General features: G+C 75.0%; 19 protein-coding genes and 1 riboswitch. Of the genes, 9 read left to right on the forward strand and 10 right to left on the reverse strand.

Annotated features, from left to right (window positions below; all coding sequences use genetic code 11):
* Positions 1 to 19: 19 nt before the first annotated feature.
* Positions 20 to 607 (reverse strand): SAV_6107 family HEPN domain-containing protein, encoded by a 588-nt coding sequence (locus tag IE258_RS30575; protein WP_189748933.1) that lies wholly within the window; start codon positions 605 to 607, stop codon positions 20 to 22.
* 184 nt (positions 608 to 791) lie between these two features.
* Here IE258_RS30575 and IE258_RS30580 point away from each other — a divergent pair, with 184 nt between their 5' ends.
* Both IE258_RS30580 and IE258_RS30585 read left to right on the forward strand, forming a co-directional pair.
* Complete coding sequence (locus IE258_RS30580) at positions 792 to 1,421, forward strand: TetR/AcrR family transcriptional regulator (RefSeq protein WP_159330602.1); 630 nt, start codon at positions 792 to 794, stop codon at positions 1,419 to 1,421.
* A 440-nt stretch (positions 1,422 to 1,861) separates the two neighbouring features.
* A complete protein-coding gene (locus IE258_RS30585; protein ID WP_189748935.1) occupies positions 1,862 to 3,382 on the forward strand; it encodes a phytoene desaturase family protein in 1,521 nt (506 codons plus the stop codon).
* Positions 3,383 to 3,395: 13 nt separating this feature from the next.
* On the opposite strand, the gene IE258_RS30590 is transcribed toward IE258_RS30585, so the two are convergent.
* From IE258_RS30590 to IE258_RS30615, 6 genes are all read right to left on the reverse strand, one after another.
* Positions 3,396 to 4,385 (reverse strand): SCO2102 family sporulation regulator, encoded by a 990-nt coding sequence (locus IE258_RS30590; protein ID WP_189748937.1) that lies wholly within the window; start codon positions 4,383 to 4,385, stop codon positions 3,396 to 3,398.
* 56 nt (positions 4,386 to 4,441) lie between these two features.
* Entirely contained in the window at positions 4,442 to 5,365 is a 924-nt protein-coding gene (gene metF, locus IE258_RS30595; RefSeq protein ID WP_189748940.1) for a methylenetetrahydrofolate reductase [NAD(P)H], read from the reverse strand.
* Positions 5,366 to 5,491: 126 nt separating this feature from the next.
* Positions 5,492 to 6,166 (reverse strand): thiamine phosphate synthase, encoded by a 675-nt coding sequence (gene thiE, locus IE258_RS30600; protein ID WP_189748942.1) that lies wholly within the window; start codon positions 6,164 to 6,166, stop codon positions 5,492 to 5,494.
* 125 nt (positions 6,167 to 6,291) lie between these two features.
* Positions 6,292 to 6,657 carry an Rv2175c family DNA-binding protein gene (locus IE258_RS30605; RefSeq protein WP_127896972.1) on the reverse strand — a complete coding sequence of 122 codons (366 nt, stop codon included), beginning with the start codon at positions 6,655 to 6,657 and terminating at the stop codon, positions 6,292 to 6,294.
* A 41-nt stretch (positions 6,658 to 6,698) separates the two neighbouring features.
* Entirely contained in the window at positions 6,699 to 7,973 is a 1,275-nt protein-coding gene (locus IE258_RS30610; protein ID WP_189748944.1) for an NAD(P)/FAD-dependent oxidoreductase, read from the reverse strand.
* Positions 7,974 to 8,005: 32 nt separating this feature from the next.
* Positions 8,006 to 8,356, reverse strand: a complete 351-nt coding sequence (locus tag IE258_RS30615; RefSeq protein ID WP_189748946.1) for an avidin-fold protein — start codon at positions 8,354 to 8,356, stop codon at positions 8,006 to 8,008.
* Between the two features lie 52 nt (positions 8,357 to 8,408).
* Positions 8,409 to 8,520: riboswitch (TPP riboswitch) on the forward strand.
* On the opposite strand from IE258_RS30615, the gene thiO reads away from it, so the two are divergent.
* From thiO to fxsT, 7 genes are all read left to right on the forward strand, one after another.
* A complete protein-coding gene (gene thiO, locus IE258_RS30620; RefSeq protein ID WP_189748947.1) occupies positions 8,518 to 9,744 on the forward strand; it encodes a glycine oxidase ThiO in 1,227 nt (408 codons plus the stop codon). It overlaps the preceding riboswitch by 3 nt.
* Positions 9,741 to 9,941, forward strand: a complete 201-nt coding sequence (gene thiS / locus IE258_RS30625; protein WP_189748949.1) for a sulfur carrier protein ThiS — start codon at positions 9,741 to 9,743, stop codon at positions 9,939 to 9,941. Before thiO ends, thiS begins: the two co-directional genes overlap by 4 nt.
* Before the next feature lie 2 nt (positions 9,942 to 9,943).
* Positions 9,944 to 10,738, forward strand: coding sequence for a thiazole synthase (locus IE258_RS30630; RefSeq protein WP_189748951.1), 795 nt, complete (start codon positions 9,944 to 9,946; stop codon positions 10,736 to 10,738).
* A 218-nt stretch (positions 10,739 to 10,956) separates the two neighbouring features.
* Complete coding sequence (gene pknB / locus IE258_RS30635; RefSeq protein WP_189748953.1) at positions 10,957 to 12,930, forward strand: Stk1 family PASTA domain-containing Ser/Thr kinase; 1,974 nt, start codon at positions 10,957 to 10,959, stop codon at positions 12,928 to 12,930.
* Between the two features lie 144 nt (positions 12,931 to 13,074).
* Positions 13,075 to 15,003, forward strand: a complete 1,929-nt coding sequence (locus IE258_RS30640; protein ID WP_189748955.1) for a VMAP-C domain-containing protein — start codon at positions 13,075 to 13,077, stop codon at positions 15,001 to 15,003.
* Positions 15,000 to 16,016 (forward strand): AAA family ATPase, encoded by a 1,017-nt coding sequence (locus tag IE258_RS30645; protein ID WP_229892515.1) that lies wholly within the window; start codon positions 15,000 to 15,002, stop codon positions 16,014 to 16,016. Before IE258_RS30640 ends, IE258_RS30645 begins: the two co-directional genes overlap by 4 nt.
* Positions 16,016 to 20,455 (forward strand): FxSxx-COOH system tetratricopeptide repeat protein, encoded by a 4,440-nt coding sequence (fxsT, locus tag IE258_RS30650; protein WP_189748957.1) that lies wholly within the window; start codon positions 16,016 to 16,018, stop codon positions 20,453 to 20,455. Before IE258_RS30645 ends, fxsT begins: the two co-directional genes overlap by 1 nt.
* On the opposite strand, the gene IE258_RS30655 is transcribed toward fxsT, so the two are convergent.
* The 3 genes from IE258_RS30655 to IE258_RS30665 are packed head-to-tail and all read right to left on the reverse strand — an operon-like array spanning position 20,386 to position 24,081.
* Complete coding sequence (locus IE258_RS30655) at positions 20,386 to 22,752, reverse strand: aKG-HExxH-type peptide beta-hydroxylase (protein ID WP_189748958.1); 2,367 nt, start codon at positions 22,750 to 22,752, stop codon at positions 20,386 to 20,388. The two genes, fxsT and IE258_RS30655, sit on opposite strands and share 70 nt — an antisense overlap.
* Positions 22,749 to 23,948 (reverse strand): FxsB family cyclophane-forming radical SAM/SPASM peptide maturase, encoded by a 1,200-nt coding sequence (locus IE258_RS30660; RefSeq protein WP_189748960.1) that lies wholly within the window; start codon positions 23,946 to 23,948, stop codon positions 22,749 to 22,751. The genes IE258_RS30655 and IE258_RS30660 overlap by 4 nt, the downstream gene beginning before the upstream one ends.
* A complete protein-coding gene (locus tag IE258_RS30665; RefSeq protein ID WP_159330091.1) occupies positions 23,911 to 24,081 on the reverse strand; it encodes an FxSxx-COOH-like cyclophane-containing RiPP peptide in 171 nt (56 codons plus the stop codon). The genes IE258_RS30660 and IE258_RS30665 overlap by 38 nt, the downstream gene beginning before the upstream one ends.
* Positions 24,082 to 24,183: the final 102 nt, after the last annotated feature.

The raw sequence follows: 24,183 nt of genomic DNA on the forward strand, positions 1-24,183 counted from the left end.
ACCCCGTCTCCCCGTGTGCTCACCCCGCGTCCGGCAGGTCGCGGCCCGGGGGAGCCGCGTCGGAGCTGCCGGGCCGCTCCGGGCCCGGTGGGTCCGCGTCGGGGCGGGGCTGGGGCAGGACCGGCTGGAGGACCAGCATCCGCTCCACCAGGCGCAGGAACATCGCCACGTCGCGTATCAGGTCGTCGGCGTCCCGGCGGCCCGCCGCGCCCTGGATGCCGGCCTCGGCGCGGGCCCGGCGTCGCGCGCCGGACGCGAACAGCGCGCTCCAGTCGGACAGCTCGGGGGCGATCTCGGGCAGCACCTCCCAGGCGCTGCGGATGCGGGCCCTGGCCCGCGGGCTGGTCTCCGGGCGGCCGCGCGCGGCCAGTACGGCGGCGGCGGTGCGCAGGGCGGCGAGGTGGGCCGTCGCGTAACGCTCGTTCGGCGTCTCGAGTGCGGTGGCCTCCTCCAGTCCGGCCCGGGCCTGGGCGAGCAGGTCGAGGGCGGCGGGCGGGGCGGTCGTCCGGCGGAGCACGGGGTGCACGTCGCTCGCCGGTCCGGTCAGTGAGGGTGCAGGGCCGGCTGCGCGGCGCCGCCGGGCGGCGGCTGCGGACGAGTGGGCCATGACGATCCTCCTGTCGTCTGCGTGACGGCACGCTCCTGGCAGGAGGTGCCGTATGTGCCCATCGTGAGGTATGGCACTGACAATCCGTTCTGACCTGGACTTTTGATTCGATCGACAGTTCGGTTCGGGCCCCGGGCGGGCCTGCGGTGAACGGGCCGGGCCGGGTGCTGTGAGAATCGGGACCATGGAAAGCAGCAGCACCGCCTCGCAGAGCGGCAGCCGTCGCGAGGCCACCCGGCAGAAGCTCTACGAGGCGGCGGTCACGCTCATCGCCGAGCAGGGCTTCTCCGCCACCACCGTGGACGAGATCGCCGAGCGGGCCGGGGTCGCGAAGGGCACGGTCTACTACAACTTCGCCAGCAAGTCCGTCCTCTTCGAGGAGCTGCTGCGGCACGGTGTCGGCCTGCTGACCGCCTCGCTGCGCGAGGCCGCGGAACGGACGGCGCGGGAGGGCGGCGGCCGGGTCGACGCCCTGGACGCGATGATCCGCGCGGGACTCGTCTTCATCGACCGCTATCCCGCCTTCACCCAGCTGTACGTGGCCGAGCTGTGGCGCACCAACCGGGCCTGGCAGTCCACGCTGCTGGTGGTCCGGCAGCAGGCCGTGGCGGTGGTGGAGGGCGTGCTGCGCGAGGGGGTGGCCGGCGGTGAGTTCAGCGAGGAGATCGACGTGCCGCTGACCGCCGCCGCACTCGTCGGCATGGTCCTGGTGGCCGCGCTGGACTGGAAGGCGTTCCAGCCGGAGCGCTCCCTGGACGACGTGCACGCCGCGCTGTCGCGACTGCTCCAGGGACGGGTGAGCGGCCGGGGCTGAGCGGGCGGCGGTGGGTGACGCACGAAGAACGCCGGTCCGTGGTGGCCGCGTCCCCCGCGGGCCGCCGTCGGACCGGCGCCTTCTTCTGCTCCCCCATACGTCCCCCCGTCGGAACTCCCGTCGCCGGTCGTCCCTCCGGGCTCCCCCGTGTCTCGCTTCCGCCGACCACGGTCGGCGGAAGGAGCGGATCGCGGGCCCGGCTCCGTTCCGGCGCCCCGTGCCGCCGGTACCGGAGCCGTGCCCCTCTCCGTGTCTCCACTCTCTCGTTCTCACAGGTCGGAGCCCATCCGCGCGCGTACTCATCTGCCGCACTAGGTACAGCTACTCACCCCTGGGCCCGCCACGCCACGGCGCTGCGCCGCCGACCGGTCACCCGGACGTCCGTTCCGGTACTCAGCCCTGGCAGGGCGGTGTCCGTGGCGGCGGATAAAGTCCCTGGCATGGCACGGATTGCGGTGATCGGCGCCGGGATGGGCGCCATGGCGGCGGCCGCCCGGCTGGCCGTCGCGGGCCACCGGGTGGTGGTGTACGAGCGGACGCGGACGTACGGCGGAGCCCTGGGCCGGTTCGAGCGGGACGGGTTCTCCTTCGACACCGGCCCCGGTCTGCTCCCGCTGCCCGCGGTCTGGCGCGATCTGTTCGTCAAGACCGGCAAGGAGCCGCTGGAGTCGTGCGTCGACCTGGTCCAGGTCGACCCGTCGTCCCGGCACGTGTTCGCGGACGGCACGGAGGTCTCGCTGCCGAACGCCTCACGGGCGGGTGTCGTCGCCGCCCTGGACGCCGCGCTCGGCGCGGACGCCGGGCGGCGCTGGGGCGACTTCCTGGTGCGGGCCCGGGAGACCTGGGACCGCACCCGCCGCCCCCTCCTGGAGGAGCCCCTGTGGCCGAACTGGCGGGTGCTGGCCGAGCGCGAGCCCTATCCGGCGGTCCCGCACAAGCGGCTGTTGCGCACCCGCCGGGCCGGCACGCTCGCCGAGGTCGGCGCCTGGGAGCTGCGCGACGCCCGGCTCGCCGCCCTGCTGGAGAGCCACGCGCTCGCCCACGGCCTGGACCCCCGCACCGCCCCGGCCAACTCCGCCGTCCTGCCGTACATGGAGTACGCGTTCGGCGTCTGGTACGTGCGCGGCGGCGGGCTGCGGGAGCTGGCGCGGGCGGTGTACGAGCGGTGCCTGGCCCGCCGGGTCGAGTTCCGCTTCGAGGCCGAGGTCACCGGGGTCGTCGAGAAGGACGGCCGGGTGGCGGGCGTGGAGCTGGCCGAAGGGGCCGTGGCGGAGGCCGAGTTCGTGGTCTCCGGCGTGGCACCGGACGTGCTGGACCGACTGTGCGGCGGGGCGCCGGTGCGCGGCGGGGACGAGGTGCCGGCGCAGCGCGGCGGGTCGAGCCGGCTGACGGTGCTGCTGGCCCTGCGCGGCAGCCGTCCGGCGGGCACGGCACACCGCACGGTGGTGCACGCGGCGGACCGCGAGGCGGAGTTGGACTGCCTGTTCGGCGCCGCTCCCGGGATGGCCGCGCGGCCGACCGTCACCGTCCTGCGGCCCGACGACCCGGCGCTGGTCCCGGACGCGGGCCACGAGGCGGTGACGCTCAGCGCGGCGGTGCCCGCCCTGGGCGGTGAGTCCGACTGGGCCACGACCGAGGTGTTCGCCCACTGGGCCGAGCAGTTGACGGAGGTCGCCGAGCGGGCCGTGCCCGGCCTGCGCGACCGCCTCCTGTGGCACGAGGTGCGCACCCCGGCCGAGGTCGCGGCGGACACCGGTACGGCGGACGGGGCGATTCCGGTGCTGTCGCTGGCGGGTGCCGACGGGCGGCTGCTGCACCCGGCGAACGGCACGCGCACGGAGGGCCTGTTCACCGTCGGCGGCTGGTCGCACCCCGGCGGGGGGCTGCCGCACGCGGGGATGTCCGGTGCGCTGGTCGCCGGACTCGTGGTGGAGGGACCGGAGTTCCGCGGCTCCCAGTGAGCGGCCGGGTTCCTCAGAAGCGGTACTGCTCGTCGTACCCCTGGCCCTGACCCTGCGGCCGGCCGTCGCCCTGGTAGGGGTACGGCTGCTGCTCGGGCGGGAGTTCGCCGCCGTAGGGGTCGTCGGTGCTGCGCTGCTGCGGCACCCACACCCCGCCGGCCGGGGTCTCGCCGCCGTAGCCGCCGGGTGCGCCGGTGGCGTACTGGTCCTGGCCGTATCCCTGCTGGCCGTAGTTCTGCGCACCGGTTGTCTCGTAGCCGCCGGTGTCGTAGGCCCCGCCGCCGTAGGTGTGGGTGCCGATGTACGGGTCGGAGTAGGCGGCGTACTGCTGCTGGGCGCCGGTGTCGTAGCCGTAGTCCTGCTGCTGGCCGTAGCCGGAGTAGTCGTAGGCGTAGGTCTGGTCGGCGCCCGGCGCGGTGGCCGCCTGCTGCTGGCCGGTGCCGTAACCGGCGTCGGTGTAGATGCCGTACGCGTTGGTGTCGTCCGGCATGGGCTGCGGTTCGTAGACGGCGGTGGTCTCCGCGGCCGAGGGGTCGGCGGTGGGCCGGGCCGGGGTGAAGACGTCGTCGCGGTCGTAGTCGTCGTGCCCGTAGAGCGGGGCGTCCTGGCCCGGGGCGGGCGTCTGGGCGCGCTCGTCGTACCCGTCGTGGTGGTCCCGGTCGCCCTCGGCGGGGCCGAGCCCGGAGACCTCCAACGTCGGCTCCTGGCGGCCCCGTTCGGGACGTCCGCGCTTGCCGACGAGGCTCGCCGGGGCGTTGACCGCCCAGCCGGCCTCGAAGCCACGGCGGAACGACAGGGTGACGTAGGTCTGGCCGACCGCGAAGGCGGCGGCGCCGAGACCGATGACGAGCACGTTGGACATCAGCACACCGGCGACGACGCCGACGAAGCCGCCGAAGGCGAGCAGCCGCCAGCGCAACCGCGCCTTGTACTGCAGCAGCACCTCGCCGAGCAGCCACAGCGCGACCACGCCGAACGCGATGTAGAGGACCGTCCAGCCCATGTACGCCCCTCTCCCAGTGGCCGTTACGCAGTGTGTCGCAAATACGTGCGGCCGGTCTAGGCCCGCGGTGGGTGGTGCAGGCCCAGGTTCTCGTAGATTTCCAGCGTCGCCGTGGAGTTGTTGAGCGTGATGAAGTGCAGTCCGGGCACACCCTCGGCCAGCAGCCGCGCGCAGAACTCCGTGGCGAACTCGATGCCAATCGAGCGTACAGCCGCCGGATCGTCCTTGGCTGTGAGGATCCGCTCTTTCAGCTCCGGTGGGAACGAGGCGTTGCTGAGCTTGGGCAACCTCTCCAGCATCTTCACACTGGTCACCGGCATGACCTCGGGAATGACCGGGGTCTCGCAGCCGGCCGCGGCGACCCGGTCGCGCAGCCGGAGGTAGGACTCGGGCTGGAAGAACATCTGGGTGATGGCGTAGTCGGCGCCGGCCCGGCACTTGTCGACGAAGTGCGTGACGTCCGTGTCCCAGTCGGCGGAGCGCGGGTGCATCTCGGGGAAGGCCGCGACGCCGACGCAGAAGTCGCCCGACTCCTTGATGAGCCTGACCAGTTCGGCGGCGTACGTCAGGCCCTCGGGGTGCGCGATCCAGTCGGCGCCCGGGTCGCCGGGCGGGTCGCCGCGCACCGCCAGCATGTTGCGGATCCCGGCGTCGGCGTACTGGCCGATGATGTTGCGCAGCTCGGCGACGGAGTGGTCGACGGCGGTGAGGTGCGCCACCGGGGTCAGCGTGGTGTCGGCGACGATCTGCTGGGTCTCGCGGACCGTGCCCGCACGTGTGGAGCCGCCGGCGCCGTAGGTCACGGAGACGAAGTCCGGGGCCACGGCCTCGACCCGCCTCAGCGCACTCCACAGGTTCTTCTCGCCCTTGGGCGTCTTCGGCGCCGAGAACTCGAACGAGTACGTCGTCTTGCCGGTGGCGAGGATGTCACGCACCGTGCGGGCGCGATCAGTCCTCGTGCTTGCGGTTCCGAGGGCCATATGGGCAGGTTAGCCAGGGTGCGGCGGTCACCCAACCGGATGCGGGACTTTTGTCCACATTGTCGAGTTGTTGTCCACCCCTTGGACACCTGCCCGTCAGGGACGACGCGCCGCGACGGCGTGCGGCTACGCCCGGGCCGGGGCCGCCTGCCGCAGCCGCTTCGCGAACTCGGCCGCCGCCGCGCCCGGGTCGTCGGCGGCGGTGATCGCTCGGACGACGACCACGCGCCGGGCGCCCGCGTCCAGCACCTCGTCGAGGTTGCCCAGGTCGATGCCGCCGATCGCGAACCAGGGGCGGTCGGTGCCGAGCGCGGCCGTGCTGCGGACCAGGTCGAGGCCGGGTGCGTGGCGGCCGGGCTTGGTGGGGGTCGGCCAGCACGGACCGGTGCAGAAGTAGTCGACGCCCTCCTGGGCGGCGGCAGCGGCGGCCTCGGACTCGGCGTGCGTGGAGCGGCCGATCAGGACCTCGTCGCCGAGGATCGCCCGGGCGGCGGGCACCGGCAGGTCGCCCTGGCCGAGGTGCAGCACGTCGGCCCGGGCGGCGTGGGCGACGTCCGCGCGGTCGTTGACGGCGAGGAGCTTGCCGTGGCGGGCGCAGGCGTCGGCGAAGACCTCCAGGTGCGACAGCTCCTCCGCCGCCTCCATCCCCTTGTCCCGCAGCTGCACGATGTCGACGCCGCCGGCGAGCACGGCGTCCAGGAACTCGGGCAGGTCGCCCTGGGTCCGGCGGGCGTCCGTGCACAGGTAGAGCCGGGCGTCGGCGAGCCGGGCGCGGGCGGTGGTGGCGGCGGTGTCGGGCATGCGGGTGTCCCCCCGGTGAGTGGCGTGGGCCCACGACGGGCCCCGTGCCGGTGGCGTACGGGCGCGGGCGCCCGGCGTGCGTGGACCGCACGCCGGGCGGTGTGGCTGATCGGCGACGGGGCCGGTCAGACGGCGAGCGCCTGGGCTCGGCGCTTCACCTCCGTGCCGCGATTCTCACTCAGGGCCTGGGCCGGGGTGCCGGGCAGGCTCGGGTCGGGCGTGAAGAGCCACTCCAGCATCTCCTCGGCCGTGAAGCCGTCGTCGCGCAGCAGCGTCAGGGTCCCGACCAGGCCCTTGACGACCTTGTCCTCGTCGATGAAGGCCGCGGGGATGTGCAGGGCGCGGTTCTCACCGCGGCGTACGGCGATGAGCTGGCCTTCCTTGATCAGCTGGCGTACCCGGGTCACCTCGACACCGAGCTTCTCGGCGATGTCGGGAACGGTGAGCCAGGCGGGCACGAGAGCATCGGTCTTTGCGTCAATCTCGGTCACGCCTCCAGCCTGCCACCTGGCACTGACAGTCGGAAACCTGACTACGCCGTGGCCGCCGTCGCCGCCTTCAGCGGCTTCGCCGGGTCGGCAAGCAGTTCCGGGTCCATCGTCGCCCCCGACTCGATCAGGCGTCTGCCCTGCGCCAGGTCACGGGGGCGGCCCACCGCCAGCACGGCGACCAGGCGGCCCTCGCGCAGCCAGCAGACCGTCCACGCCGGACCCGCGGGATCGCCGCGCCACAGGGTGGTGTCGGCGGCCGCGTGGTGACCGGCGTACTGGACGAAGCGGCCGAACTGCTCGGACCAGAAGTAGGGCACCGGGTCGTAGGCCGCCGGGACCTCGCCGCCCGGGGCGCCGACGATGTCCGCGGCGACCGTGCGCGGGCCCTGGAGGGCGTTGTCCCAGTGGTGCACCAGCAGCCGCTCCCCGTAGCGGGCGGAGGGGAAGGAGGCGCAGTCGCCGACCGCGTGGACGTCCGGCACCGAGGCGCGCAGGCGGTCGTCGGCCAGGACCTCGCCGTGCGCGCCGAGGGCGATCCCGGAGCCGGCCAGCCAGCCGGTGGCGGGGCGGGCGCCGATGCCGACGACGACCGCGTCGGCGGGCAACCGGGTGCCGTCGTCGAGGACGACCCGGCCGGACTCGCCGGGGCCGCCCGCCTCCACCCGCTCCACACGCGCGCGGGTGCGCAGTTCGGCGCCCGCGTCGGCGTACCAGGCGGTCATCGGCGCGGCGACCTCGGCGGGCAGTGCGTCGGCCAGCGGCCGGTCGGCGGCCTCCACCACGGTCACCGCGCAGCCCGCCTCGCGCGCGGCGGTGGCGAACTCGGCGCCGATCCAGCCCGCGCCGACCACCACGATGTCGTGCTGCCGGGCGAGTACCGGCCGCAGCCGCTCGGCGTCGTCCAGGGTGCGCAGCAGGTGCACGCCGGGCACGCCCTCGGCGCCCGGAAGCCGGACCGGTTCGGCGCCGGTCGCGAGGACCAGGACGTCGTACGGCACGGGCCCCGCCGAGGTGTCCAGGAGGTGCTCGCCGGGGCGGACGCCCAGGGCCTCGCAGCCCAGCCGCAGGGTGATGCCGAGCCCCTCGAAGTCGACGTCGAAGGCGGAGCCCTCGGCGGTGCCGAGCAGGACGGCCTTGGACAGCGGGGGCCGGTCGTACGGCTGGTGCGGCTCCGCGCCGATCAGGGTCACCGGACCGGTGAAGCCCTGTTCCCGCAGGGCGACCGCGGTCTGCACGCCCGCCATCCCGGCGCCCACGACGACCGCGCGCCGCTCCGCCTCCGCCGCCGGTCCCTGCTCCCGCGTCTGCTCGCTCACCTGACCACCATAGACACCCGGCGATTCGCCGGTCATCGCCCGTGCGCGGTGAGCTGCTCCACCACACTGGTCCCGCTGCCCGGCTGCGACTCCCACTCCCAGGTCTCGTCCAGTCGCACGCGCCCGTCCGGCAGTTCGACGACGGTGGAGACGCAGTGCCCCGACGACGTGCTGCCGTCGGCCTTGAGCTGCACGTACCGGAAGTCGAGGCGGTCACCCTCCCTGGTGCCCACCAGCCGCCCGCGGACGACGTCACCCCCCTCGTACTCGGCCCACACGGCGCCGTCCTGCTCGTGGTAGGTGAACCGGGTCCGGGTGCCCACCTGGCCGGGCGCCTGGTCGGCGACGGGGGCGAGGACGAGACCGTCGAGTGAACGCGCCACGGGTGGAGGCTCCCTTACACGTGCGTTGCGCTGCGGGCTAGGGTGGCCAACGTAAGGCACTCGCGGGAGCCCGGACGCACCGGGCTGAGAGGGAGGCTGGCGGCCTCCGACCGTACGAACCTGATCCGGGTCATGCCGGCGAAGGGAGGGGCTGGACGCCCATGTCGTCTCCACCACACACGCCTGTGCACACACCTCGCACATCCCGAACACCCGACGTGCTCGTCGTCGGCGGCGGGATCATCGGGCTCGTCACCGCCTGGCGGGCCGCGCGGCGCGGGCTGGTCACCGCGCTCGTGGACCCCGAGCCGGGCGGCGGGGCGGCCCAGGTGGCGGCCGGGATGCTGGCCGCCGTCACGGAGCTGCACTACGGCGAGGAGACCCTGCTCGCGCTGAACCTCGCCTCCGCCCGCCGCTATCCGGAGTTCGCGGCCGAGTTGACCGAGCTGACCGGCCACGACCTCGGTTACCGCCGCTGCGGCACCCTCGCCGTCGCGCTGGACGCCGACGACCGCGCCCACCTGCGCGAACTGCACGCCCTCCAGCAGCGCTCCGGCCTGGAGTCCGAGTGGCTGTCGGGGCGCGAGTGCCGACGTCTGGAGCCGATGCTCGCGCCGGGCGTGCGCGGGGGCCTGCGGGTGGACGGCGACCACCAGATCGACCCGCGCCGGCTCGCCCACGCGCTGCTGGCCGCCTGCGAACGCGAGGGCGTCGTCCTGCACCGGGAGTGGGCCGAGCGGCTCACCGTCGGGCGCGGGGAGCGGGCCACGGGGGTCGTCACCGCCGACGCCACGGCGTTGGAGGCCGGGCAGGTGGTGCTGGCCGGGGGCAGCCTGAGCGGGCGGCTCACGGGCGTGCCGGAGGCCGTACTGCCGCCGGTACGGCCGGTGAAGGGGCAGGTGCTGCGGCTGACCATGCCGCGGACGGGGGTGGGGGCACCGCTGCTGAACCGGACCGTGCGCGCCGTGGTGCGCGGCAACCACGTCTACCTGGTGCCCCGGGAGAGCGGCGAGCTGGTCGTCGGCGCCACCAGCGAGGAACTGGGCTGGGACACGACGGTCACCGCGGGCGGCGTCTACGAGCTGCTGCGCGACGCGCACGAGCTGGTGCCCGGCATCACGGAGCTGCCCCTCACGGAGACCCGCGCCGGTCTGCGCCCCGGCTCCCCGGACAACGCCCCGCTGCTCGGCAGAACCGACCTGGACGGTCTGCTGCTGGCCACCGGTCACTACCGCAACGGGGTCCTGCTCACCCCCGTCACCGGCGACGTCATGGCGGACGTCCTGACCGGCGGGGAGCTGCCGGAGGAGGCCCGTCCCTTCAGCCCCCGACGCTTCGGCCCCCGGAGCTTCGGCGCCGTCCCCGCACTCTCGGAGCAGCCCGCATGAACATCTCCGTCAACGGCGAGCCGCGCGAGGTGGCTCCCGGCACCGCCCTGGACGCCCTGGTGGGCACGCTCACCCGGGCCCCGTCCGGAGTGGCCGCCGCCCTGAACGAGACCGTCGTCCCGCGCGCGCGGTGGTCGGCCACCGCGCTGACCGAGGGCGACCGCGTCGAGGTCCTCACCGCCGTCCAAGGAGGCTGACCATGGCCGACGATCCCTTCGTCCTCGGCGGCACGACATACGCGTCCCGCCTGATCATGGGTACGGGCGGGGCGCCCAGCCTGGAGGTGCTGGAGCGCGCGCTGGTGGCCTCCGGGACGGAGCTGACGACCGTCGCGATGCGGCGGGTGGACGCCTCGGTGCACGGGTCCGTGCTGTCCGTGCTGGAGCGGCTCGGCATCCGGGTGCTGCCGAACACGGCCGGCTGCTTCACCGCCGGGGAGGCGGTGCTCACCGCCCGCCTGGCGCGCGAGGCGCTCGGCACGGACCTGGTCAAGCTGGAGGTCATCGCCGACGAGCGCACGCTGCTGCCGGACCCGGTCGAGCTGCTGGACGCGGCGGAGACGCTGGTCGACGACGGGTTCACGGTGCTGCCGTACACCAACGACGACCCGGTGCTCGCGCGGAAGCTGGAAGACGTCGGGTGCGCGGCGATCATGCCGCTGGGCTCGCCGATCGGGTCCGGGCTCGGGATCCGCAACCCGCACAACTTCCAGCTGATCGTGGAGCACGCGCGCGTGCCGGTGATCCTGGACGCGGGGGCCGGTACGGCGTCGGACGTGGCGCTGGCGATGGAGCTGGGGTGCGCGGGTGTGATGCTCGCCTCGGCGGTGACGCGGGCGCAGGAGCCGGTGCTGATGGCTTCCGCCATGCGGGCGGGGGTGGAGGCGGGGCGGTTGGCCCGGCGGGCCGGGCGGATTCCGCGGCGGCATTTCGCCGAGGCGTCGTCTCCTGCGGAGGGCTTGGCGGTGTTGGATCCGGAGCGGCCTGCCTTTTAGGCACCGGCGTTGTGCGGGGCGGGGGCGGGGGCGCGGCCCGGCGTTGCGGGGTGCCGCTGCGCCCACCCGTGCCGCCCCAGCGGCACGACTGCCCGCAGCGGGGGGGTGTCGCACGACTGCCCGCAGCTGTGTTCGATACGTCACAGGTGCGCTTCAGTCCCGCCCCGATTTCGGGCGGCGGCGCGGGGGTGTCCGTGGTGGCTCGTAGACTCACGTGCGTGGACACGACCCTTCAGGACCCTCTCGTCGGGCAGGTGCTCGACGGCCGGTACCGCGTCGAGGCGCGGATCGCGGTCGGCGGGATGGCCACGGTCTACCGGGCCGTGGACACCCGCCTGGACCGCGTGCTCGCGCTGAAGGTGATGCACCCGACGCTCGCGGCCGACGCCACCTTCGTCGAGCGGTTCATCCGCGAGGCCAAGTCCGTGGCCCGGCTCGACCACCCCAATGTCGTCCAGGTCTTCGACCAGGGGGCCGAGGGGGCGTACGTCTACCTGGCGATGGAGTACATCGCGGGCTGCACCCTGCGGGACGTGCTGCGCGAGCGCGGGGCGCTCAGGCCGCGGGCCGCGCTGGACATCCTGGAGCCGGTCCTGGCCGCGCTGGGCGCCGCGCACCGGGCGGGGTTCGTGCACCGGGACATGAAGCCGGAGAACGTGCTGATAGGTGACGACGGCCGGGTCAAGGTCGCCGACTTCGGCCTGGTCCGGGCCGTGAACACCGTCACCAGCACCACCGGTGCCGTCCTCGGCACCGTCTCCTATCTGGCGCCCGAGCAGATCGAGCACGGGACCGCCGACCCCAGGGTCGACGTGTACGCGTGCGGGGTCCTGCTGTACGAGATGCTGACCGGCGCCAAGCCGCACGACGGGGACTCACCCGCGGCGGTGCTCTACAAGCACCTCCACGAGGACGTGCCGCCGCCCTCGGCCGCCGTGCCGGAGCTGGCGTACGAGCTGGACGAGCTGGTCGCCGCGGCCACCGCGCGCAACCCGGAGGTCCGGCCGCACGACGCGGTGGCGCTGCTCGCGCGGGCCCGCGAGGCGCGTCAGGCGCTGAGCACGGCGCAGCTGGACGCGGTCCCGCCGCAGGCGCTCACCGCGGAGCACGACAACGCCGAGGACCGCACGAGCGTGATCCCGCGCGCGCTGACGATGCCCCGGCCGCTGCCCGTCAACGAGGACGACGAGACCGACGGCACGGAGGCTCGCTTCGCCTCGGACGGCGGGTTCGGCGCGGACGGCATCAACCGCACCAGCCGGCTGGCCGCTCCCCCGCCGGCTCCCTCCCCGTCCCGGCGGCTGCGGCTGCGCCGCGGGCCCCTGACGGTCGTCGTGGCCGTCCTGCTGGTGCTCGGGATCGGCACGGGCGTCTGGTACATCAACTCCGGCCAGTTCACCAAGGTGCCGCCGCTGCTGTCCAAGACCGAGGCGCAGGCCCGCGACCGGCTGGACGACGCCGGTCTCGACGTCGGCAAGGTTCGGCACGCGTACAGCGACACCGTGGAGCGCGGCAAGGTCATCAGCACCGACCCGGGGGTGGGCGACCGCATCCGGAAGAACGACTCAGTGTCGCTCACCGTCTCCGACGGTCCCGACACCGTGAAGCTGCCGGACGTCACGGGCTACCGGCTGGACAAGGCCCGGACGCTCCTCGAGGACGAGGGGCTGGAGCCGGGCATGGTGACCCGGGCGTTCAGCGGCGAGGTGGCCAAGGGCTTCGTGATCTCCACCAAGCCCGGGTCGGGCACCACGGTGCGCGCGGGCTCGGCGGTCGCCCTGGTGGTCAGCAAGGGCAGCCCGATCGACGTCCCGGACGTCACGGGCGACGACCTGGACGAGGCGCGGGCCGAGCTGGAGGGGGCCGGCCTGAAGGTGAAGGTCGCCGACGAGCGGGTGAACTCGGAGTACGACAGCGGCCAGGTGGCCCGGCAGACGCCGGAGCCGGGCGGCCGCGCCGCCGAGGGGGACACGGTGACCCTCACGGTGTCCAAGGGGCCCCGGATGATCGAGGTCCCGGACGTGGTCGGGGACAGCGTGGACGACGCCAAGCAGAAGCTCGAGGACGCGGGCTTCGAGGTGGACGAGGACCGCGGTCTGCTCGGGCTGTTCGGCGACACCGTCAAGAAGCAGTCCGTGGACGGCGGGGACACCGCTCCCGAGGGTTCGACCGTCACCATCACGATCCGCTGACCCGGCGGCCCAACAGGCCGAACCCATGGTCAACCGGCCGTCCGCAAAGGGTTGTTGCCCCCTCTGCTTCCCCCGGCGGGGACCGCTACTATGGCGGCTCCGCAGACGGTCGGGGCCTGCGGTGGCGGACGGGGGGAGGGCGCCTTGGCGGCGGAACCGGTCGTACGGACGGCCGTCACCGACGACTGGCAGGTGAGCATCCTCGGCCCGGCCGGGAACCCGGTCGGCGGCGGGGTCATCGTCCCGCCCCGCTATGTGCTGACCTGCGCCCACGTCGTGACGTCGGCCATGGGCGGACGTCTGGAGGACGACCCGCACGCCACCGTCACGGTGACCCTCAGCAGCGGGCTGAAGCTGACCGGCTCCCCGGGCGGCGGCCACCGCTACACGGGCGGCAGCCACCACGAGGACGTCTCGGTGCTCACCCTGCACGGCGACCTGGGGCAGGCCAACGGCCAGTTCCCCACCTCGCACGCCCATCTCTCCACCGGCGACTACGCCGCCAAGCGGCCCATGCAGGTGTACGGCTATCCGCAGGGCCAGCCGCACGGGGTGTGGGCGGACTGCCTGATGGCCGGCCGGGGCGGCCCGGAGTCGGCGCTGATCCAGCTGAACGACGCGCCGGACACCGGCCGCCGGGTGGCCCGCGGCTACAGCGGCTGCGGGGTCCGGGACGCCGCGACGTCCCGCGTCGCCGGGCTCGCCGTGCTGCGCGACAAGTCGCCCGAGGCGGGCGTGACCTGGATGATCCCGCTGGAGCGGCTGGCTCGCGACTGGCCCCCGTTACGGGCGGCGCTGGCGCTGTCCGGTGACCGTCCCGCGCCGCTGCCCGCGCCGGAGCCGCCGGACCCGGACGACGGCCCGTTCGACGACGAGGCCATGGACGACCTCTACCGGCTGCTGCTCGACGGCCGGCTGGCGATGCCCGGCCTGGTGGCGCTGCGCGACGACGCGCTCGGGCCGGTGCGCCGCCCCTGGCAGGGCTCCCCCGAGGACATCCTCGGCATCGTGCACGACCTGCGGCACATCGCCCAGGCGGGCCGGCCGGTGCCGCCGCTGCTGACCTTCGTCGCCGCGCTGTCCCGGCGGGTCCCCGGGCCCCGCGGCCAGGAACTGGCCCGTTGGGTGCGCGGCCGGGCGGGGCACTGCACCCCGGCGGTCGATCCCGGTCCGCTCCTCGAGCGCCGGGTGCGTCCGGGCGGGGCGGGCACCCGGTGGACGTACGCCACCTTCCGGATCACTCCGGCGTCGCCGAGCCGGCACTACCTGCTCGACGTGTTCCGGCAGCACGAGGGCGCTCCGCGGGAGGCGGTGCAGCAGTACACCGAGGCCATGCGTCTGGGGCGGCTGGAGCGGCTCGTGGTGGACGAGATCATCCGGATGCGCCGGGAGAAGGCCATCGACTCCCCCGACCTGTTCGTGGAGTTCGTCCTGCCCCGGGAACTGCTGGGCCGGCCGGTCGACGGCCTGCCGATCACGACGCCGAGCGGCGCAGAGGTGCGTCTGGGGGTCGTACACCCCGTCGCCGTGCGCAGCCTCGAGCGCCAGAACGCGTCGGAATGGGTCGACTGGGGGCATAACTGGTCCCGGAAGTGGGACAGGATGAAGGCATTGTCCGCACTCTCCGGAGAGGGCGTGGTCGCGGTGGTCCCCGCCCGGAACCAGGACGGTTCGTCCTACGAGGCGCTGTTCTCCGCGCTGTACGCGGACGACGGGCCGCTGGCCCTGGTCCTCGGGTTCCCGCCGCGGGTGCCCCGCAGGCGCGCCCCCGACGCCGAGTTCGACGCGGCCCTGGACGCGGGGGTGCCGGCCCTGGTCTGGGCCCACGACGAGCAGGACGGGCCGTCCGTCGCCACCGATCTGCCGGACCGGTTGCGGGCCGCCGGGGCGCGCACGCTGCCCGGGGAGGTGCTGCGGGCCCGCCGCGGGGAGTGGTCGTCGCGGCCGGGAGCGGCCCGGCCGCGGGTCGGGGGCGGTCTGCGGCTGGGCTTCCTGTGGGACCCGTTCGACCGGCTGCCCCCGCACACACCCCTGACCCCACCAGCTCCCGCTCCCGGAGGTGCCCCGTCGTGACCGAGTCCGCAGCCCCGCAGCCGCCGGCGTGGTGGATCTACCGCGGTGACGGTGTCCCGCACAACGGCATCGAACGACTGCCCGATCCGCCGAGCTGGCGCCCGCTGCAGCAGGGCATGCCGCCGCAGGACGAGCCCGTGCCCCCGCAGCCCGCCGACACCCGGCGCGGGCGGGTCTTCCAGGTCGACCACGGTCTGGTCGACGCGGTCAACGCCGCGCTGCTGCTGCGCCGCCCGCTGCTGCTGACCGGGCGCCCCGGCACCGGCAAGTCCACCCTCGCGCACGCGGTCGCCTACGAGCTGGGCCTCGGCCCCGTCCTGCACTGGCCGGTGACCTCGCGCACCACGCTGCGGGACGGCCTGTACGCCTACGACGCCATCGGCCGGCTGCACGAGGCCAACCTGCGCCGCGCCGGGCTGGAGACCGGGGACGGCACCGGCGACATCGGCCGCTTCCTGCGGCTCGGACCGCTGGGCACGGCGCTGCTCCCCCGCCGCCGGCCGCGGGTCCTGCTGGTCGACGAACTGGACAAGAGCGACATCGATCTGCCCAACGACCTGCTCACCGTGTTCGAGGAGGGCCGCTTCACCGTCGAGGAGCTGCTGCGGCTGCCGCCCGAGCAGCGCACCGTCCCGGTGCGGACGGCGGACGGGCAGAGCGCCCCGGTGACGGAGGGCGAGGTGGAGTGCTGGGCCTTCCCGTTCGTGGTGATCACCTCCAACGAGGAGCGGGAGTTCCCCGCCGCCTTCGCCCGCCGCTGCCTGCGCTACGACATCGAGCAGCCGGGTCCCGACCGGCTGGCGGCGATCGTCGCCGCGCACCTGGGCGCCGACGCGTTGGAGGAGGCGGCGCCCCTGGTGGAGGCGTTCCTCGCGGAGCAGAGCAACGGGAGCGTCGCCGTGGACCAGTTGCTGAGCGCCATCCAGCTGGCGCGGGCCGGTGCCGACGAGGACCCGCAGCAGTGGCACGACCTGCTGCGCACCCTGTGGCGGCACCTGGAGACGGGGCCCTGATGTCGTACGAACCGCCGGAGCGCCCCGCTCCGGACGCCCGGGAGATCGCCGAGGTCCTGTGGCTCGCGGCGCGGCTGGCCCGCGCGCCCCAGGACCAGCAGCCCGCCCGGACGCCCACGGGCGCACCCCGGCTGGCCGGGATCGCGGGCCAGCTGGAGCCGGGCTCACCGCGCCGCCGGTCGGGTGCCCGGCCACCGGCGGACCCGCCCGGCCCGGCGCCGGACGACACCTGGTCCGAGGGGGCCGTGCCGGGGGCCGGGGAGCCCCGGCTGCACGTGCGGAGCACCGGCGCGCCGGACGGCCGTACGGGCACCCCGGTACCGGCGCTGCCGGTGCGGTCACCGGGGGTGCGGCCGCTGGCCGGGACGGCGGAGCTGGCCAAGGCCCTGCGGCCGTTGCGGCGGCGGGCCGCGTCCAGCGTCCGGCACCGGCTGGACGAGGAGGCGACGGCCGACCGGGCGGCCGAGACGGACGTCTGGGAGCCGGTGCTGGTGCCGGCTGAGGAACCCTGGCTGGACCTGGTACTCGTGGTGGACACCGGCGAGTCGATGGTGCTGTGGGACGGCGCGGTGACCGAACTGCGCGCGGTGCTGCGCCGGGTGGGGGCCTTCCGCTCCCTCACCGTGCGCTGGCTGGAGCACCTGCCGGACGGCTCCGTGACGGTGCGCGCCACCCCGCCGCCGTGGCCGGACGGCGGCGCCCGCCGCTCCACCACCGGTGCGGACCGGCACCTGCCGCACTCCCCGCGCGGCGCGGTCCTGGTCCTCAGTGACGCGATCGGGCCCGGGTGGTGCTCGGGCGCGGCGCACCGGCTGCTGGCCAGCTGGGCGCGCGGCGGTCCGACGGCGCTGGTGCAGCCGCTGGACCGGCGGCTGTGGCACCGCACCGCGCTGCGGCCGCTGCCCGTCGCGCTCAAGGCGTCCCGGCCCGGCGCCCCCAACACGGACCTGCGCTCGGACGCCGACCGGCCGGGGCTGCTGGTGCCCGTGGTCGAACTCGCCCCGGCGGCCCTGCAGATGTGGGCGCGGCTGGTCGCGCGCCCCGAGTCCTCGCCGTTCCAGGGGTACGCGGTGCGGACGGACACCGCCCCGCGTCCGGAGCCGGAGCAGGGGTCGGGCCCGCGTCCGGTCGGCCCGGGGTCCGCGGTGCCGGACGAGCGGCTGTCGCCCCTCGACCGGGTGCTGGCGTTCCGCGCGGAGGCCTCGCCGCAGGCCTTCGAACTGGCCGGATATCTCGCCGCCGCTCCGCTGTTCCTGCCGGTGATGCGTCTGGTGCAGCAGGTGATGGCGCCGCGCACCACCCCCTCGCACCTGGCCGAGGTCTTCCTGTCCGGCCTGCTGCACCCGGTGCCGGCGCAGCCCCGCCCGGCCGAGCAGACCGAGTTCGACTTTCCCGAGACCGTGCGGTCGCTGCTGCTGGGTTCGCTGCACCGGCAGGAGAGCCGCCGGGTCCTGACCGCCGTGTCGGGCTATCTGGCGGAGCACTCCTCGGCGCCGTACCGGTTCGACGCGACGCTGACCGATCCGTCGCGGGGGCTGCCCTCCCGGATCAGCGTCGAGAGCCTGCCCTTCGCCAAGGTCGACGCGGCGGTCGCGGACGCCCTGGGCGGCGGGTTCGCCGCCCGCGCGCGCGAACTGCGGGATCTCATCTCCCGGCAGCAAACGCCCGGAGGAGATCGTCCACCGAAGTCGCCCTACGATGACGGTGTGACTGACACCACATCCACCAGTGGAGCCATCGAAACGGGCGCCGGCCGCCCCCGCACAGCCGGTCCCGGCACCCGGACCGGGGGGACGTCCGCGGCGACGGGGGAACAGTCACGGCACACAGCGGGAAGGGATCCATCCGTGGCCGAGTCCGCCTCTCACCCGGTCGGCGTCAACGGCCCCTCGAAGACCGCGCCGGCTCCGACGGGCACCCTTCCGACGCTCACCCGTCCGGTGCGTTTCGAGGAGACCGTGCCGCAGGTGTGGGGCCGGCGCATCCCGCCGCGCAACCACAACTTCACCGGACGCAGCGAGCTGATCACCCAGTTGCACGACCGGCTGGCCGACCGGCGCGCGGCCATCGTGCCGCAGGCGTTCTTCGGTCTCGGCGGGGTGGGCAAGACCCAACTGGCGGTGGAGTACATCTACCGCTACCAGTCCCAGTACCAGCTGATCTGGTGGATCAACGCCGAGGACCCGGCCCTGGTCCGCTCCGCCATCGCCGCTCTCGCGCCGCACCTGGGCCTGGAGGCCGGGCCCAGCGGTGACGAGGCGCTTCCGCTCGTCCTCGACGCGCTGCGCCGGGGCTCTCCCTACCGCAGGTATCTCTTGGTCTTCGACAACGCCGACCGGCCCGAGGACCTGGAGGAGTACTTCCCCTCCGGCGAGGGGCACATCCTGATCACGTCCCGCAACCAGAGCTGGGCCGGTCACGCGCACCCCGTCTCGGTGGACGTCTTCTCCCGCGAGGAGTCGGTCCGCTTCCTCCAGCGCAGGGTGCCGGGCATGCCCACGCAGGACGCCTCCCGCCTCGCGGAGGCGCTGGGCGACCTGCCGCTCGCGGTGGAGCAGGCCGGTGCCTGGCACGCGGAGACGGCGATGTCGGTCGACGAGTACCTGGAGCTGCTGCGCGAGCACGCGGACCGGCTGCTGGACACCTCCGTCCCTTCGGGGTACCCGCACTCCGTGGTGGCGACCTGGAACCTGGCGATGGAGCGCCTGGAGCGGCGCAGTCCGGCGGCCGTGCAACTGCTGCGGCTGTGTTCCTGCATGGCCCCGGAGCCGATCAGCTGGGCCATGCTGCGCAGCGCCGCGTTCGCCCCGCTGCCCTCGCCGCTCGCCGAGGCGCTGCGCGATCCGGTCGAACTGGGCCTGGCCACCCGGGAGATCGGCCGGCTCGCGCTCGCCCGGATCGACCACCGCAGCAACAGTCTCCAGATGCACCGGCTGGTGCAGGCGGTGCTCTTCAACCAGATGTCGGAGCAGGAGCAGGAGGACACCTACCACCTGACCCACGTGCTGCTGGCCGCCGCCGACCCGCAGGAGCCGGAGGACAACGACAACTGGCGCCGCTACTCCGAGCTGCGGCCGCACATCCGGCCCACCCGGGCCGTCGAGTGCGACCACCGGGAGGTGCGGGACCTGGTCATCAACGAGATCCGCTACCTGTACCTGCACGGCGACTACACCGGCGGCACGGAGCTGGCCGAATTCGCCCGCAAGGAGTGGCAGCAGCGGCTGGGCGACGACCATCCGCAGACGATGCGCACCACCCGCTCCTACGCCACGCTGATCCGCAACTTCGGCCGTTTCGACGAGGCCCGGGAGCTGAACGCTGAGCTGCTGGTGCGGGCCCGCCGGGTGTTCGGCGAGGACCACGAGGAGACGCTGGCCATCGCCAACAGCAACGCGGCGGACCTGCGGGTGCTGGGCGACTTCGAGCAGGCCACGGAGCGGGACGCCGACACCCTGGAGCGGCTGACGAGGAGCTTCGGGCGGGACTATCCGCTGGCGCTGATGTCGGCCGCCAACCACGCGCTGGACCTGCGGCTGCTCGGCCGTTTCCAGGAGGCGCTGGAGCTGGACGCGGACACCTACCAGCGGCGGGTGCGCATCTTCGGCCCCGACGACCCGGTCACGCTGGTGGTGGCGGCCAACTACGCCCGGGACCAGCGGGAGCTGGGCGACTACCGGGGCTCCACCGAGTCGCTGCGGGCGCTGTACCCGAAGCTGCGGGACCGGCAGGGCCGCGAGCACCCGTCCACCCTGGACGTGGCGAAGAACCTCGCGGTCTCGCTGCGCGCGATGGGTGCCTACGAGGAGGCGTACGACCGGTCGTCGCGGACGGTGGAGCGCTACCGGGCCCGGTACGGCGAGGGCGACCTCAACACGCTGGCCGCGGTGGGCAACTACGCCATCGACCTGCTGCTGCGCGGCGAGCTGGAGGACGCCGAGCGGCTGGCCGCGCAGACCGTGGCCGGGTACGAGCAGTTGTTCGGCGCGGACCATCCGTACCTGCCGATGACCGAGACGAACCACGCCCTGGTCCTCAGCGCGCTGGGCGAGCACGAGCGGGCGCTGTCCCTGAACCTGACGGCGTACGAGAAGCTGACGGCCCGTTTCGGTCCGGAGCACAACTGCACGCTGCGCTGCGGGGTCAACCTCGCCAACGACCTGCACTCGGCGGGCCGCCACGAGGAGGCGGCGCGGGCCGACGGCCGGCATCTGGAGGCACTGCGGGCGACCGTCGGCCCGGACCACCCGGTGACCCTGGTCTGCGGCGGCAACCTGTCGCACGACCTGCGCGCACTGGGCCGGGACGACGAGGCCGAGGCGCTCCTCGACGACGTCCTGACCCGTTTCGCCCGCACCCTGGGCCGGGACTACCCGGTCGCCGAGGTCTTCGCCAGGGGCGAGCGCGCGTTCTGCGACATCGAGACACCGGTCTTCTGACCGGGCGTCCCGCCTCCGCCGGGCTCGGCCCCGGCGGTTGGTCCCTCTCCGGGGCCGGGCGGGGCCGGGGCCACGGGCCCCTCGTCGGCGGCCGGGTCCGGGCCGGGCGAACGGGCCGGCTCCATGGGCGCCTGAGCGGAGCCGGACTCCGCCGGGACCGCGAGCCCGTCACCGGAGGGCGGCCCCGGAGCAGGGCCGGCCTCGGGCGGCTCCCCCCGTCCGGCGTGCCCCGGGCCTCGGGCCGGGTGGGCGCCCCGGGCCTGTGGGGCCCCCTGCACGGCTTCCTCCTCGTCCGCGGCCGGACCCGCGCCGGGGGTGTCCGGGCCGACGGCGGTGCCCGCCAGCCAGGCCGCCAGGGCCAGCGGGTCGGGCGGTACCCCGCCGGGCGGCATTGCCGCATCCGCGGCCGGACCCCCGCCGGAAGGATCCGGGCCCACGGCGGGGTCCGCCGGCCAGGCCGCCAGGGCCAGCGGGTCGGGCGGGCCGGGCGGTACCCCGCCGGGCGGCATTGCCGCATCCGCGGCCGGACCCCCGCCGGAAGGATCCGGGCCCACGGCCGTGTTCGCCAGCCAGGCCGCCAGGGCCAGCAGATCGGGCGGGCGGGGCCGTGCCGTGTCGGGCGGCGTCGCCGGCTGCCGTGCGGTGAGCCGTACGCAGAGGTCGCGGACGAGTTCGGTACGGGCGCGCAGGACGTCCGCGCCGGGTCGGTCCTCCTCGGCGGCCGCCGCGGCGAGTTCCGCCCATCCCTGTGCCCGGTCCGGCGCGGCGAGCACCGCGTCCGCCGCCTCGCGGGCCGGCCGGGCCCGTTCCGCGCCCCGCTGCCGTGCCGCCCAGCGCCCGAACTCCGGGCCCGGCCCGGCCACGGCGCCGGTGGCCGCCCGTACGTCCTCCGCGGGCAGTGGGCCGGCCGGGCGGCCGGCCCGCCACAGCGCGGCCAGCCGTTCGGTCCCGGCGTCGTCGACGGCCGCCCAGCGCAGCCGCCAGACGGCCTCGTCACCCGCCTGTACCCGGGCGACGGCCCGCGCGAGCCGCTCACCACCGCTCCCGTCACCGGCCCCGGTTCCACCCCGGTCCCCGTCCCGTACGGTCCGGGCGAGCCGTTCGAGGAAGCGGGTGCCGAGGGCGGTGAGGCGGACGTGGGACGCCGCCTCGGTCAGGCCGCGCTCCACGTGGGCCCGGGTCTGTGCCAGGCGCCAGGCCGCGTCGGCCTGCGCGGGCCCGTGCCGGCTGCCGCTGCGCTCCTGCCAGAAGGCCAGGTCGCCGAGGTGGGCGTAGATGCCCTGGAGCAGCCCGCCGGGGGGTCGCGGGTCGGGCCGCCAGGGCGCGTACAGCCGGGGTCTGCCGCCGGGCTCGTACAGGGTCACCAGGTCGGTCAGGGCGCTGAGTTTGCTGTGCTGGAACTCGTGCAGCAGGGTCAGCGCCAGCCGCTCGGGGTCGGCCGGCCAGGAGGTGAGCACGGTGCCGAAGGCGTGCCGCGAGGTCGCGGAGGCCACGCCGCGCGCCGGGGCGGGCAGGGGCACGATGCCGTTCAGTCCGGCCGCGAGTTCCTCGGCCCGGCGCGGATGGTTGTCGACCAGCAGTTCCCATGCCTGCCGCAGGAGGTCCTGCCAGGCCGCGGGGCCGGCGCTGGCCGTCTCCAGCGCGGGCAGTTCCGGCGCGGCGGTCTCCAGCGGCAGCCGGAGCGTCAGCCCCCGGTGCCGGGCGTCGAGCACGGCGACGGGTTGCCAGCCGTGCCCCGGGCGGGACGGGTCGCGCGGCAGGACGCGTTCCCCGGCGGCGGTCAGGACGCGGACCCGGCAGCTTCCGGCCGAGGTGCCCGGGACACCTTCGGCACCGGCGGGCGCCTCGACGACGACCAGGGCCTCGGGCGTCTCGCCGAGCCCGGTGACCGTGCCGAGGCCGGGCAGTCGCAGCCGCCCCTCGCGCACCGGCACCGTGACCCGGGCCGGACGGGCCGCGCGTACCGCCGCGAGGACCGCGAGGGCGGCGAGGTCCCGGCCGGCGCATTCGCCCCGGTGGTGCGCCGGGCAGTCGCGCAGGGTCCGGGCGGCCCAGGTGCCGAAGGCGGGGCCGTCGATCACCGACCGGGCCGCCCCGGGGGCGACGCGTTCGACACCGGCCAGCAGGTCCGCGGCCGGTTCGACGGCCCGGCCGCACGGTCCGTCCAGCGCCCGGCGCAGCAGCAGGAGGTTGCGGCTGCGCCGGGCGCGGAGCAGCAGGAGCACCGCGGGCCGGCCGCCCGCCCCGGCGGCCAGCGCGTCGAAGACGTCGTCCGGCAGGACGTACGGCCCGATCACGTCGGCGCCGCGGTGGGTGCGAGCCGGCGTCTGATGTGCCCGATGAGCAGGAGCAGGTCCGTGCAGTACACGGTCGGCGCCCGGTAGCCGGAGCCGGGGCGGTAGCGGTGCCCGTACTCGCCGCCGCCGCACACGGACAGCTCCGGGCAGCGCAGGCACTGCTCGGACAGGGCGCGCTCCCCGGCCTGCCGGGCGGCGAATCCGGGGTGCAGCAGGACCTCGTCGAAGCTGTTGCGGAAGACGTCGAAGCCGCTGTCGGAGGCGCCGTCGGGTCCGGTGCGCAGCGTGTCGTTCTGGTGGACGGACCCGTCGGCCTCGATGAAGACGGAGACGCTGCTGGTCACGCCCACCCAGTCGAGCCTGCTGTGTCCGCCGAGCACGGTGTGCAGCAGCTCGTCGAGGATCCGCACGGAGGTCTCCTTGCGCGGCGCGTCGGCCCAGCGGTCGAAGACGGCGGCCAGCCAGCGTCCGTACGTCCCGGCCGGTGCCGGGGGCGGGGCGCCCCAGTGGCCGTGCGGCAGCAGGAAGTCGATCAGCGGCGGCCGGGTCGCCAGCAGCGACTCGTAGACGGCGACCGGGTCCCTGCCCGCGTCCACGGTGCACAGCAGTCCGGCGTACAGCTGCGGGTAGGAGCCGGACAGCAGGCGCAGTCCGGCCAGCACGTCGTCGTAGGAGCCCCGGCCCCCGCGGGTGCGGCGGTGGGCGTCGTGCGCCTCCCGGTCGCCGTCCACGCTGACACCGACCCGGACCCGGTGCTCGGCCAGCGTGTCCAGCATGCGGGTGTCGAGCAGCGTGCCGTTGGTCTGGACGGTGAACTCGGTCTCGGCGCCCGCCTCCCGGACGGTCTCCCGCACGGTGTGCACGGCCTCGGCGACCCCTTCGGGCCCGGCCAGCAGCGGCTCGCCCCCGTGCAGCACGACCCGCACCTGCCGCAGCCCGTGGCGCCGCGCGTGCTCCGCGATCCGCTCGGCGGTGCGGCGCAGGGTCGCGGGGCTCATGGCACGGGGCTGACGGCGCCAGGTGCGGTCGCCGTGCTCGTAGATGATGCAGTAGTCGCAGGCGAGGTTGCACCGGCTGCGGGTCTTGAGGACGAACTGGCGCAGCGGGACCGGCCGCCAGCCCTCGTCGAGGAGTGCCGCGACGTCGACCGCGGGTGGGTCAGGCGCTCGCCTGCCAGCTGGTGTATTCGTCGTCATGGGACTGGGCGGCCTCCGTCTGCAGCCGCTCCAGGGCCACCGCGAGTACGGAACCGGGGAGCGCGCGCAGTTCGTCGACGGTGCATCCGGCGATGTCGGGCAGTCCGCACTCGACCCCCGTGGTCTCTTCCACGCCTCGGCCCCCTCCTGCGTCCGGGACGTCCGGCATCCGGCCCCGCGCCGCGGCACACCGCCGCCCGAGCATGGTAGGCGGATCCGGGCGCGGTGCGGGAGA

Source organism: Streptomyces tendae (assembly GCF_014650435.1).
Lineage (GTDB): Bacteria > Actinomycetota > Actinomycetes > Streptomycetales > Streptomycetaceae > Streptomyces > Streptomyces tendae.

Bases quoted from the DNA above. Each gene is read 5' to 3' on its own strand.
- IE258_RS30575 (WP_189748933.1), bottom strand. From the start codon at position 607: ATGGCCCACTCGTCCGCAGCCGCCGCCCGGCGGCGCCGCGCAGCCGGC.
- IE258_RS30580 (WP_159330602.1), top strand. From the start codon at position 792: ATGGAAAGCAGCAGCACCGCCTCGCAGAGCGGCAGCCGTCGCGAGGCC.
- IE258_RS30585 (WP_189748935.1), top strand. From the start codon at position 1,862: ATGGCACGGATTGCGGTGATCGGCGCCGGGATGGGCGCCATGGCGGCG.
- IE258_RS30590 (WP_189748937.1), bottom strand. From the start codon at position 4,385: ATGGGCTGGACGGTCCTCTACATCGCGTTCGGCGTGGTCGCGCTGTGG.
- metF (WP_189748940.1), bottom strand. From the start codon at position 5,365: ATGGCCCTCGGAACCGCAAGCACGAGGACTGATCGCGCCCGCACGGTG.
- thiE (WP_189748942.1), bottom strand. From the start codon at position 6,166: ATGCCCGACACCGCCGCCACCACCGCCCGCGCCCGGCTCGCCGACGCC.
- thiO (WP_189748947.1), top strand. From the start codon at position 8,518: ATGTCGTCTCCACCACACACGCCTGTGCACACACCTCGCACATCCCGA.
- thiS (WP_189748949.1), top strand. From the start codon at position 9,741: ATGAACATCTCCGTCAACGGCGAGCCGCGCGAGGTGGCTCCCGGCACC.
- IE258_RS30630 (WP_189748951.1), top strand. From the start codon at position 9,944: ATGGCCGACGATCCCTTCGTCCTCGGCGGCACGACATACGCGTCCCGC.
- fxsT (WP_189748957.1), top strand. From the start codon at position 16,016: ATGTCGTACGAACCGCCGGAGCGCCCCGCTCCGGACGCCCGGGAGATC.
- IE258_RS30660 (WP_189748960.1), bottom strand. From the start codon at position 23,948: ATGACGACGAATACACCAGCTGGCAGGCGAGCGCCTGACCCACCCGCG.